The 11946-nt window shown below is 65.3% G+C and carries 10 protein-coding genes; all 10 read right to left on the reverse strand.

The genetic code is table 11. The annotated features are described in order from the left end of the window. Nucleotides 1-27 precede the first annotated feature (27 nt). The 10 genes from RCO38_RS03740 to RCO38_RS03785 all read right to left on the reverse strand — a co-directional run bounded on the left by RCO38_RS03740 (nucleotide 28) and on the right by RCO38_RS03785 (nucleotide 11880). A complete protein-coding gene (locus RCO38_RS03740) occupies nucleotides 28-309 on the reverse strand; it encodes an STAS domain-containing protein (RefSeq protein WP_308326945.1) in 282 nt (93 codons plus the stop codon). Between the two features lie 12 nt (nucleotides 310-321). Beyond that, nucleotides 322-945, reverse strand: coding sequence for an MlaC/ttg2D family ABC transporter substrate-binding protein (locus RCO38_RS03745; RefSeq protein WP_308326946.1), 624 nt, complete (start codon nucleotides 943-945; stop codon nucleotides 322-324). Between the two features lie 134 nt (nucleotides 946-1079). Further along, nucleotides 1080-1808 (reverse strand): MlaA family lipoprotein, encoded by a 729-nt coding sequence (locus RCO38_RS03750; protein WP_308326947.1) that lies wholly within the window; start codon nucleotides 1806-1808, stop codon nucleotides 1080-1082. Nucleotides 1809-1839: 31 nt separating this feature from the next. Further along, on the reverse strand, nucleotides 1840-2319 hold the full coding sequence (gene mlaD, locus RCO38_RS03755) for an outer membrane lipid asymmetry maintenance protein MlaD (protein ID WP_308326948.1): 480 nt from the start codon (nucleotides 2317-2319) through the stop codon (nucleotides 1840-1842). A 13-nt stretch (nucleotides 2320-2332) separates the two neighbouring features. After that, nucleotides 2333-3112 (reverse strand): lipid asymmetry maintenance ABC transporter permease subunit MlaE, encoded by a 780-nt coding sequence (gene mlaE / locus RCO38_RS03760; protein ID WP_308326949.1) that lies wholly within the window; start codon nucleotides 3110-3112, stop codon nucleotides 2333-2335. Further along, a complete protein-coding gene (locus RCO38_RS03765) occupies nucleotides 3109-3924 on the reverse strand; it encodes an ABC transporter ATP-binding protein (protein ID WP_308326950.1) in 816 nt (271 codons plus the stop codon). Before RCO38_RS03765 ends, mlaE begins: the two co-directional genes overlap by 4 nt. A 76-nt stretch (nucleotides 3925-4000) precedes the next feature. Next, complete coding sequence (locus RCO38_RS03770) at nucleotides 4001-5482, reverse strand: glutamate synthase subunit beta (RefSeq protein ID WP_308326951.1); 1482 nt, start codon at nucleotides 5480-5482, stop codon at nucleotides 4001-4003. Nucleotides 5483-5513: 31 nt separating this feature from the next. Continuing rightward, nucleotides 5514-10289 carry a glutamate synthase-related protein gene (locus RCO38_RS03775; protein ID WP_308326952.1) on the reverse strand — a complete coding sequence of 1592 codons (4776 nt, stop codon included), beginning with the start codon at nucleotides 10287-10289 and terminating at the stop codon, nucleotides 5514-5516. A gap of 196 nt (nucleotides 10290-10485) precedes the next feature. Continuing rightward, entirely contained in the window at nucleotides 10486-11178 is a 693-nt protein-coding gene (locus RCO38_RS03780) for a transposase (RefSeq protein ID WP_308326953.1), read from the reverse strand. Between the two features lie 54 nt (nucleotides 11179-11232). Further along, nucleotides 11233-11880 (reverse strand): hypothetical protein, encoded by a 648-nt coding sequence (locus RCO38_RS03785; RefSeq protein ID WP_308326954.1) that lies wholly within the window; start codon nucleotides 11878-11880, stop codon nucleotides 11233-11235. Nucleotides 11881-11946 lie beyond the last annotated feature (66 nt).

An 11946-nucleotide genomic window follows, 5' to 3' on the forward strand; every position in this document is an offset into this window, starting at 1 on the left:
CGGCGCGCTTGGCCGCTGGCGGCGGGCTCAGGCGGGCAGCAGTTCCGCCACGCCGTACAGCGTGACCAGCGCCCGCAAGCGCTGCGGCATGCGGGCGACCTGCAAGGTCTTGCCCTGTGTCAGCAGCGCGTTGCGCAACTCCAGCAACACCGCGACCGCCGAGGTGTCGAACACCCGCAGGGGCTCGGCGTTCAGTACCACGGTTGGACCGGTCTGGCGGAGCAGCGCCTCCCGGAGTCTTTGCAGCGTCTGGGCGGCACCGGAAAGGGTGAGCTGTTCCGGGAGGGGGATGGCGGCGGTATCGGACACGTTCGCCCGGCCTCAGCTGGTCTTGCCGGCCGCGCTCTTGTTGCGCTGTACCAGGTTGGCAATCAGGCCATCGATGCCCTTGGTGTTGATTTCCTGGGCAAACTGGGACTTGTAGGTTTCCACCAGCCACACACCGAGGACGTTCAGATCGTAGATCTTCCAGCCATCGTCCGCCTTCTCAAGGCGGTAGTCCAGCTGTATCGGCTCGCCCTTGCCACGCACCTCGGTGCGCACCACGACTTCCGTGTCTTCCGGCTTGGAGCGCATGGGCTTGAAGCTCAGAGTCTGATCACGCACTTCGCCCAGGGCGCCGGCGTAGGTCCGAACCAGCAGAGTCTTGAACTCGTCCTGCAACTGCTTCTGCTGTTCGGGCGTGGCCTGGCGCCAAGCCCGGCCAACGGCCATGGACGTCATGCGGGAGAAATTGACGCTGGGCATGATCTTGGTATCGACCAGAGCCACGATGCGGCTGATGTCACCCTTCTGGATCGCGGGATCGGCCTTCACCGAAGCGAGCACATCGCTGGAAATGCGCTTGACGAGCGCATCCGGCGCTTCGACCTCGGCCATGGCAAGCGGGCTCGCGAACACAGCGGCGGCGGTGATGAGGCTGAATATCCAGTGGCGGCGTTGCATGTGTGTTGTCCTTTCAGAAGCGGGGTGTGACCCGGCGCGGTGCCGGCTCTTCTGTCCGCATGGGACCGGGACTGTACGGCACCGGTTCCCGGTGAATGTGTCGGAACTGTAATTCAGAGGTATCGGTTTGTGGGTCAGTCGGCCCCGTCCTTGAGGCCGATGCCCTTGTCCTTCAGGTCTTCGATCTGGCTTTCACGTCGCTGCAGATAGAGGTCCCGGGTGAAGCTGTACTTGTCCAGCGCCGCGCCCTCCAGCAGCGAGGTGGCGCGCAGCAGGTTGGCCCTGGTTTCCACCGCTCGCAAGACATACAGTGAGTTGCGGGTCGGGATGTCGGAAATCCCCTGCACAAGGTCGCCACCGGACTCGATGCTGAATCCGGCCGCATCGCGCACGGTCGAAGGACCGAAGATCGGCAGCACAAGGTACGGCCCGGAAGGCACACCCCAACGGCCCAGCGTCTGCCCGAAGTCCAGACGGGTGCGCTCGATGCCCATCTCGGAGGCCACATCAAAGAGACCCGCGACACCGAAGATGGTGTTGACGTTGAAGCGGAGGAAGTTCTCGGCGGCTTCGCGCGGCCGCAACTGCAGCGAGGCGTTGATGAACGACCAGACGTCGCGCAGGTTCTCGAAGAAGTTGTTGACGCCGGTGCGTACCGGATCGGGCGTGACGTCGCGGTACACGGTGGCCACGGGCTTCAGCACCGCGCCGTCCACCGCATCGTTGAACGCCGTCACCTGCCGGTTCAGGGGTTCGAGCGGATCGCGCGGACTCGCGTTCGGTCCACTGGCGCAGCCCGCCAGCACGCCGGCGAGCAGCAGCGAAGCCACCCAGCGCAGCACTCCAAGGCCATCGCATCTCATGTGGACCTCCCGGGGCTCAGTCGTGCTGCACTCACTGCGACTTCTGTTCACCGCCGTCGGCGGCCTTGTTGAACAAGAACTGGCCGATCAGGTTCTCCAGGACCACCGCCGACTGGGTCTGCGTGATCACGTCGCCCGGCTGCAGGTTCTTCTCGTCTCCACCGGGTTCAATACCGATGTACTGGTCTCCCAGCAGACCCGAGGTAAGGATCTTGGCCGAGGAATCCTTGGGGAACGACACGCCCTTGCTGACCTCCAGCGTCACCACGCCCAGGTAGGTCTGGGGGTCCAGGGTCACACTGGTCACCCGGCCGACATGGACGCCCGCGGAGCGCACCGGCGCGCGGGCCTTGAGCCCGCCGATGTTGTCGAAGCGCGCCTGCAGCGTGTAGGTGTCACCACCATTGGTGAAGCTGGCCAGGTTGGCCGCCTTGAGGGCGAGGAACAGCAGCGACAGCGCACCGAGCACGACAAACAGGCCAACGAAGATTTCAATGCTTTTCTTGTTCATGGGTTCTCCCGGATCAAGGGGTCGAGAACATCAGGGCGGTCAGGATGAAGTCCATCGCCAGCACGCCCAGCGAGGCGGTGACCACCGTTCTTGTGGTGGCATAGGCCACCCCCTCCGGGGTGGCTTCGGTTTCATAGCCCTGGTAGAGCGCCACGGCAGTGCAGATGACGCCGAACACCGCGCTCTTGACGACGCCGTTGCCCACGTCCCGCCAGACATCGACGCCGTTCTGCTGGATCGACCAGAAATTGCCGGCGTCGATGCCGATCAGCAGCACGGCGACCACGTAGGCGCCCAGAATACCGACCGTGGAAAACAGGGCGGCCAGCAAGGGCATCGACAGGATGCCGCCCAGGAAACGCGGTGCCAGCACCCGGGCCTTGGGATCGATGGCCATCAGCTCCATCGCCGCGATCTGTTCGCCGGCCTTCATCAGGCCGATTTCGGCCGTCAGCGAGGTGCCGGCGCGCCCGGCAAACAGCAGGGCGGTGACCACCGGCCCCAGTTCCCGCACCAGGGCCAGGTTGACGATCAGGCCCAGCGATTCGGCCGCACCGTAGGTGGTCAGCGCGTAATACATCTGCAGCGCCAGTACGAAGCCCACGGACAGGCCGGATGCCACGATGATCACCAGGGATCGGTTGCCGATGGCGTGGACCTGACCCACCACCAGACCGAAGCGGCGCAGCGCAGACGGCGTCGCGCGCAGCAGATCGAGAAAGAACAGCGCCCCGTGGCCCCAGCGCGCCAACTGGGCCAGGACCACCTGGCCAATCGTCTGCAGTAGCTTCATGCCGTGGCCCTCGGACCAAAGTCTTCGGCCACCGACCGGGCCGGGTAGTGGAACTTGACCGGACCGTCGGGCTCACCGCGCACGAACTGGCGCACCTCCGGATCGGTGCTGGCCATGAGTTCGGCCGGCGTGCCCTGGGCCACGACACGGCCGCCGGGCGCCAGCAGCACCACATGGTCGCTGATCGCCATGCACTGGGGAATGTCGTGGGAGATCAGCAGCGAGGTGGCACCGGTCACGTCGGTCAGAGTGCGGATGAGCTTGGCCGCCACCCCCATGGACACCAGATCGAGGCCCGCAAAGGGTTCGTCATACATGATCAGCTCGGGGTCCAGTGCGATGGCACGGGCGAGCGCCACACGGCGCGCCATGCCACCGGAGACCTCGCTGATCTTCAGATGGGCCGCGCCCCGCAAGCCGACGGCATCGAGCTTCATCAGCACGATGTGGCGAATCAGCGATTCGGGAAGATCGCTCATTTCGCGCAGGGGAAACGCAACGTTGTCGAACACGTTCAGGTCGGTGAACAGCGCGCCGAACTGGAACAGCATGCCCAGACGACGGCGCAGCCGGAACAGCTGCGCCCTGTCGGCGGTGTTCACCACTTCACCGTCGAACACCACCCGGCCGCTGCTGGGCGCATGCACGCCACCGATCAGGCGCAGCAGGGTGGTTTTTCCGCAGCCGGAACCGCCCAGCACGGCCGTGATCTTGCCGCGGGCGAACTGGAGGGAGATGTCGTTGAGGATGGTCCTTCGGCTGTCGTAGCCGAAGGTGACATGGTCGATGTCGATAAAGGGGGTATCGCTCATGAGGCCAGATGTGTGACCGGGCATTGTCGCACGCGCGTCGAAAACGCCCGGTCCGCCTCCGGCAATCCCCCAGGGCTCAGCGCGGCAGGTCGGACTGCCCCATCAGGAACTCATCCACCGCCCGCGCCGCCTGGCGTCCTTCCCGGATGGCCCACACCACCAGGGACTGGCCGCGGCGCATGTCGCCGGCTGCAAACACCTTGGGCACGTTGGTGATGTAACCACCGGTAAAGTCCGTCGTGGCCTTGGCGTTGCCACGCGCGTCCTTCTCGACGCCAAAGGCGTCCAACACCGTCGCAACCGGGTTCACGAAGCCCATGGCCAGCAGAACCATGTCGGCCTTGTATTCCTTCTCGGTACCGGCGATCTCGACCAGCTTGCCGTCCTTGAACTCCACGTTCACCGTCTTGAGACCGATGAGCTTGCCGTTCTTGCCGACGAACTCCTTGGTGGAGATGGCGAACTCACGCGCCAAGATGCCCTTCTCGGCGCTTTCGTCGTGGCTGGAGCTCGTGCGCAGCTTCAGCGGCCAGTAGGGCCAGACCAGGGGCTTGTCTTCCTGCTCCGGCGGCTGCGGCATGACCTCGAACTGGGTCACGCTCACGGCGCCGTGGCGTGTGCTGGTGCCGACGCAGTCGGAGCCGGTGTCGCCACCGCCGATCACGATGACATTCTTGCCATCAGCGCGCAGCTGGTTCTTGAGCTTGTCGCCCGCATTGACCTTGTTCTGCTGCGGCAGGAACTCCATCGCGAAGTGCACACCATCCAGGTCACGCCCCGGCACGGGCAGGTCGCGGCTCTGCTCGGCCCCCCCAGTCAGCAGCACAGCGTCGAACTGTGCCTTGAGGTCCTCGGCGCTGATCACGGTCTTAGCATCGTTGGTGACCTTGCTGCCTTCGGGCAGGGCGCCGACCAGCGTGCTGGTCTTGAACACCACGCCCTCGGCTTCCATCTGCGCCACGCGGCGGTCGATGTGCGACTTCTCCATCTTGAAGTCCGGAATGCCGTAACGCAGCAGGCCGCCGATGCGGCTGTTCTTCTCGAACACCGTCACGTCGTGGCCGGCGCGCGCCAGCTGCTGGGCCGCGGCCAGCCCGGCCGGGCCGGAGCCGACGACGGCAACCTTCTTGCCGGTCTTGTGCCGGGCCGGCTGCGGCTGGACCCAGCCGTTTTCCCAGGCCTTGTCGATGATGGCGTGCTCGATGGACTTGATGCCCACCGCGTCGCCGTTCACGTTGATGGTGCACGCCGCCTCGCAGGGCGCGGGGCAGATGCGGCCGGTGAACTCCGGGAAGTTGTTGGTGCTGTGCAACACGGTGATGGCGTTTTGCCAGTCGCCCTGGTACACCAGGTCGTTGAAGTCCGGAATGATGTTGTTGACCGGGCAGCCGTTGTTGCAGAACGGCGTGCCGCAGTCCATGCAGCGCGCGCCCTGGATCTTGGCCTGGCTGTCGTCCAGCGCAACCACGAATTCCTTGTAGTGCTTCAGGCGTTCGGCAACGGGCTTGTAGCCCTCTTCCAGACGCTCATATTCCATGAAGCCGGTGACTTTTCCCATGATGAATGATCCTGCGTGGGGTGGTTGCTTCTTACTTGGCGGGGGCCGTCTGCTTCTTGGCGCTGCTCTGGGCCTTGCCGGTGGCGGCCACAGCCGCCTTCTTGGCGTTGATCTCGGCCAGGGCGCGCTTGTATTCGGTCGGGAACACCTTCACGAACTTGGCGCGGGCCTCGGCCCAGTTGTCCAGCAGCTCGCGCGCGCGCTTGCTGCCGGTCCAGCGGTTGTGTTCCTGCAGCAGCTTCTTGAGCTGGGCCTCGTCGGTCTGGTCGCGGTGCCAGATCGCCTTGTCGGTGCTGGCTTCCTGCTCGGTGGCGGGCAGCACCTTCTCCAGCGCGACCTGCGCGGTGTTGCAGCGCTGGGCGAACAGGCCGTCCTCGTCGTAGACGTAGGCGATGCCGCCGCTCATGCCGGCTGCGAAGTTGCGGCCGGTCTTGCCCAGCACGACCACCGTGCCACCGGTCATGTACTCGCACCCGTGGTCACCCGTGCCTTCGACCACCGCCGTGGCGCCCGACAGGCGCACGGCAAAGCGTTCGCCGGCCACGCCGCTGAAGAAGGCTTCACCGGAGGTGGCGCCGTACATCACGGTGTTGCCCACGATGATGTTGCGGGTGGAATCGCCGCGGAAGTCGATGCTGGGGCGCACCACCACGCGGCCGCCCGACAGGCCCTTGCCCGTGTAGTCGTTGGCGTCGCCGATCAGGTAGAGCGTGATGCCGTTGGTCAGGAAGGCGCCGAAGGACTGGCCGCCCGTGCCTTCGAGCTGGATGCGGATGGTGTCGTCCGGCAGCCCCTCGGGATGCACCTTGGTGACCGCGCCCGAGAGCATGGCGCCCACGGAACGGTTCACGTTGCGGGCCACCTCGATGAACTGGACCTTCTCGCCCTTCTCGATGGCGGCCTGGCTCTTGGCGATCAGCACGTTGTCGAGCGACTTTTCCAGGCCGTGGTCCTGCTTCCCGACATGCAGGCGCGGCACGTCGGCCGGAACCGCCGGGGTGGCCAACAGACGGCTGAAGTCCAGACCGCGGGCCTTCCAGTGCTCGATGCCCTTCTTCATGTCCAGCAGGTCGGCGCGACCGATGAGGTCGTCGAACTTGCGAATGCCCAGCTGCGCCATGATCTGGCGCGCTTCTTCGGCGATGAAGAAGAAGTAGTTGACCACGTGCTCGGGCTTGCCCGAGAACTTCTTGCGCAGCTCCGGGTCCTGCGTGGCCACGCCCACCGGGCAGGTGTTGAGGTGGCACTTGCGCATCATGATGCAGCCCTCGACCACCAGGGGTGCCGTGGCGAAGCCGAACTCGTCGGCACCCAGCAGCGCGCCGATGACAACGTCGCGGCCGGTCTTCATCTGGCCGTCGGCCTGCACGCGGATGCGGCTGCGCAGGCGGTTGAGCACCAGGGTCTGCTGGGTTTCGGCCAGACCGATCTCCCAGGGCGAACCGGCGTGCTTGATCGACGACCAGGGCGAGGCGCCCGTGCCACCGTCGTGGCCGGCGATCACCACGTGATCGGCCTTGCACTTGGCCACGCCGGCGGCGATGGTGCCCACACCGACCTCAGACACCAGCTTGACGCTGATGTCGCTGTGCGGCGCCACGTTCTTCAGGTCGTGGATCAGCTGGGCCAGGTCCTCGATCGAGTAGATGTCGTGGTGCGGCGGCGGTGAGATCAGGCCCACGCCCGGCACGCTATGGCGCAGCTTGCCGATGTATTCCGACACCTTGCCGCCAGGCAGCTGGCCGCCTTCACCGGGCTTGGCACCCTGGGCCATCTTGATCTGGATCTGGTCGGCGCTGGACAGGTATTCGGCCGTGACACCGAAGCGGCCCGACGCGACCTGCTTGATCTTGGAGCGCAGCGAGTCGCCGGCTTCGAGCGGGTAGTCCACCTCGAAGATGTTGCCCAGCAGGTCGGACATGGTCTGGCCCTGCTTGATCGGGATGCCCTTGAGCTCGTTGCGGTAGCGCAGCGCGTCTTCGCCGCCTTCGCCGGTGTTGCTTTTGCCGCCGATGCGGTTCATGGCCACGGCCAGCGTGGCGTGCGCTTCGGTGGAAATGGAGCCCAGCGACATGGCACCCGTGGCGAAGCGCTTGACGATCTCCTTGGCCGGCTCCACCTCGTCGATGGCAATCGCCTTGGACGGGTCGATGCGGAATTCGAACAGGCCGCGCAGCGTCATGTGGCGCCGGCTCTGGTCGTTGATGATCTGGGCGTACTCCTTGTACGTGTTCCAGTTGTTGGCGCGCGTGCTGTGCTGCAGCTTGGCAATCGCGTCGGGCGTCCACATGTGCTCTTCGCCACGGGCGCGCCATGCGTATTCGCCGCCGGTTTCCAGCATGCTGGCCAGCACCGGGTCGTCGCCGTAGGCGGCCTTGTGCATGCGGATGGCTTCATCGGCGATCTCGAACACGCCGATGCCTTCCACGCGGCTGGCGGTACCGGTGAAGTACTTGGACACGGTCTCGCTGTTTAGGCCGATGGCTTCGAACAGCTGGGCGCCGCAATAGGACATGTAGGTGCTCACGCCCATCTTGGACATGATCTTGGACAGGCCCTTGCCGATCGCCTTGATGTAGTTGTAGATCGCCTTGTCGGCGCTCAGCTCGCCCGGCAGATCCGAGGCGATCGCTTGCAGGGTTTCCATGGCCAGGTAGGGGTGCACGGCTTCGGCGCCGTAGCCCGCCAGCACGGCGAAGTGGTGCACCTCGCGCGCGGTGCCGGTCTCGACCACCAGACCGGCGGTCGTGCGCAGACCCTCGCGCACCAGGTGCTGGTGCACGGCCGACAGCGCCAGCAGCGCCGGCACGGCCACCTGGGTGCGACTGACACCGCGGTCGCTGATGATCAGGATGTTCTTGCCACCCTTGATCGCGTCCACGGCCTCGGCACACAGCGAGGCCAGCTTGGCTTCCACGCCTTCCTTGCCCCAGCTGACCGGGTAGGTGATGTCCAGCGTGGCGCTCTTGAACTTGCCCTGCGTCACCGACTCGATGTTGCGCAGCTTGGCCATGTCGGCCGCGTCCAGCACCGGCTGGCTGACTTCCAGCCGCATCGGCGGGTTGACCTGGTTGATGTCCAGCAGGTTGGGCTTGGGACCGACGAAGGACACCAGAGACATCACGATCGCTTCGCGGATCGGGTCGATGGGCGGGTTGGTCACCTGGGCGAACAGCTGCTTGAAGTAGTTGTACAGCGGCTTGTTCTTGCCCGAGAGCACGGCCAGCGGGCTGTCGTTGCCCATGGAGCCGATGCCCTCTTCGCCGTTGGCGGCCATGGGGCTGAGCAGGAACTTGATGTCTTCCTGCGTGAAGCCGAAGGCCTGCTGCTGGTCCAGCAGCTCGGGCGAGACGCGCTCGGTGCCTGTGGACTGCGGCTCGGTCTTGGCGATGGGCAGTTCGACCGCGTCTTCGCCGGCGACGGGATGCTCCACGTCGTCCAGGCGGATGCGCAGGTTCTCAATCCACTGCTTGTAGGGCTTGCTGTTGGCGAGGTTGGCCTTGAGCTCCTCGTCGTCGATCATGCGGCCCTGCTCCAGGTCGATCAGGAACATCTTGCCGGGCTGCAGGCGCCACTTGCGCACGATCTTGTTTTCCGGGATCGGCAGCACGCCCGACTCCGAACCCATGATGACCAGGTCGTCGTCGGTGATGCAGTAACGCGAGGGGCGCAGGCCGTTGCGGTCCAGCGTGGCGCCGATCTGGCGACCGTCGGTGAACACGATGGAGGCCGGGCCGTCCCAGGGCTCCAGCATGGCAGCGTGGTACTCGTAGAACGCGCGGCGGCGCGGATCCATCATGGTGTGCTGTTCCCAGGGCTCGGGAATCATCATCATCACGGCCTGGCTGATGGGGTAGCCGGCCATGGTCAGCAGCTCGAGGCAGTTGTCGAAGGTGGCGGTGTCGGACTGGCCAGCGAAGCTGATCGGGTAGAGCTTCTGCAGGTCGGCGCCCAGCACCGGCGAGGACATCACGCCTTCGCGCGCCTTCATCCAGTTGTAGTTGCCCTTGACGGTGTTGATTTCGCCGTTGTGCGCCACGTAGCGGTAAGGGTGGGCCAGCGGCCACTCGGGGAAGGTGTTGGTCGAGAAGCGCTGGTGCACCAGGCCCAGGGCCGAGACGCAGCGCGGGTCCTGCAGGTCGAGGAAGTAGGTGCCCACCTGGTCGGCCAGCAGCAGGCCCTTGTAGACCACGGTGCGGCTGCTCATGCTGGGCACGTAATACTCTTTGCTGTGCTTGAGCTTGAGCGCCTGGATGTGGGCGCTGGCGGTCTTGCGGATCACGTACAGCTTGCGCTCCAGCGCGTCCTGCACGATCACGTCGGTACCGCGACCGATGAAGACCTGCCGCATGATCGGTTCTTTCTCGCGCACCGTCGGGGACATGGGCATGTCCTTGTTGACCGGTACGTCGCGCCAGCCCAGCAGCACCTGGCCTTCGGCCTTGATCGCGCGCTCCATCTCCTGCTCGCAGGCCAGACGGGAAGCGTGCTCCTTGGGCAGGAAGATCATGCCCACGCCGTATTCGCCGGCCGGAGGCAGGGTCACGCCCTGCTTGGCCATCTCTTCGCGGTACAGCGCGTCCGGCAGCTGGATCAGGATGCCCGCGCCGTCGCCCATCAGCTTGTCGGCACCGACGGCGCCGCGGTGATCGATGTTCTCCAGAATCTTGAGCGCCTGGGTCACGATGTCGTGACGCTTTTCGCCCTTGATGTGGGCCACAAAACCGACGCCGCAGGCGTCGTGCTCGTTGGCCGGGTCGTACAGACCCTGTTGCTGGAACTGCTGTTGTTCGGCTGCCGTGGTCATGGCGCTTCCTTTTCTGGACAAGGGCATGGCAAAAATGCGCGGGACGCGAAGCTTAATGCACTGCAACATCAATGCCAAGAGGAATAATTGGGGTCAGATTCTTAAAAAATAAAAATAGTAACGGCCCTAAGTAAATAAGGGTCAGATTAAAAAGACACAAGGAGACTTGATTCCAAAGGAAATTTTCCTGATGCCGTCAGGACAATGGCTTTTTGGGGCGGCCTGGTCGTGCCGGGCTCAGCCGACGATCGGTGTCTTGGCCAAGCGATTCCATGTAGGCCCCGTCGCCCAGCGCCCAGCCATGCCACAGCGCATCGGCAATGGCGCCCACCTCTTGCGCATTCAGACCGGCACGCACCAAATCGGCGTACGCCGCCTCGCGCGCAAACGGCGTGTTGCCCAATCCCCAGTACAGCGCATGGGGCGTGATGCGGCGGTCCGGCGCCAGGCCCGCGTAGTGACGGTGACTGGACCAGGGGTAGGACTGCGCATCGGGGCTCAAACCTTCGCGCACCGGGTCCAGATCGATGAAGGCCATGCAGGGCATGAGGTGGCGCTCCGCCTGGATCAGCGTGGACCGGTAGCGCCCTTCCCAGAGCGTGCCACTGCGGCCGTGGCGGCGGTTGAAATGGCGCACATAGTCCCTGCCCATGCCTTGCATCAGACGGGGCACTCCATCGGTGGTGGAGGGCGTGCACAACAGCTGGAAGTGGTCCGGCATCAGCACATAAGCATGCACCGCGACCTTCAGCTGCTCGGCGCGCGCCTGAAGCAGGTCCAGCAGGGCCTCGCGGTCGGTGTCGTCCAGCACGACGGCCTGCCGGTTGTTGCCACGGTGCATCACGTGATGAACCTGCCCCGGCAGGGTCAGGCGGGCCAGTCGAGCCAAGACAGTCTCCGTTGGAATCCGACCCCGATTATCTCCCCGGGGCTTTCAGGCACTCTAGAGGAACTGGCTGGGCTCACCCACGATCAGGCGCGCCAGTTCGTCCAGCCGGGCGGGACTCACCTGGCCGACCGGCAGCCCGGTCGTCAAGACCTCCATGCCACCGACGCAGGCCAGCCGGAACCTCAGCAACGCCGCATCATGATCGGCCGTCACCATCACGCTCGCCCGCGCCGCCATCTCGAAATCGAAGACGATGGCCAGCAAGGCGTTGGACTCGGGATGCCGCTGCTCGGTGCGCTCGTGCACCACGTGGCCGGCGGCCAGGCGCTTCTGGACCCGTTCGAGGTCCGGCGGGAAGTTGACGCTCACCCGCCCCCGGCGCACCTCGCCTTCGCGCGGCCCCAGCTTCCAGCCCAGCGCAAGGTAGTCGAACACCTCGCGGTCGCGCAGGCGTTTCTTCCGGGCGTCGAACCGGAAATCGTACTGCCGCATGTCGGGCCACAGGTGCTTGTGATCGAGCCCCAGCCGCAGCGCCGCCGGCTGGATCACGCTCAGCTGGCGCGCCAGCTCGGACAGGTAGTTCCAGACCACCTGACAGGCCGCTTCGGTGGCCGCGGTGCGGGCTTCCAGCCCGTGCTGCTGTTCGCCCTGCTCGGCCTGGCGGGCCTGCGCCTGTCGTTTGAGCTGCTGGAGATAGCTCATGGGTTCCGTTCCGTCCTCTTGGTCCTGCCCTTGGCGGCTGTGGCTCTCGCCCTCATTGGCGGCAGT

It is taken from the genome of Hydrogenophaga pseudoflava, from assembly GCF_031020795.1.
Taxonomy (GTDB): domain Bacteria; phylum Pseudomonadota; class Gammaproteobacteria; order Burkholderiales; family Burkholderiaceae_C; genus Hydrogenophaga; species Hydrogenophaga pseudoflava_A.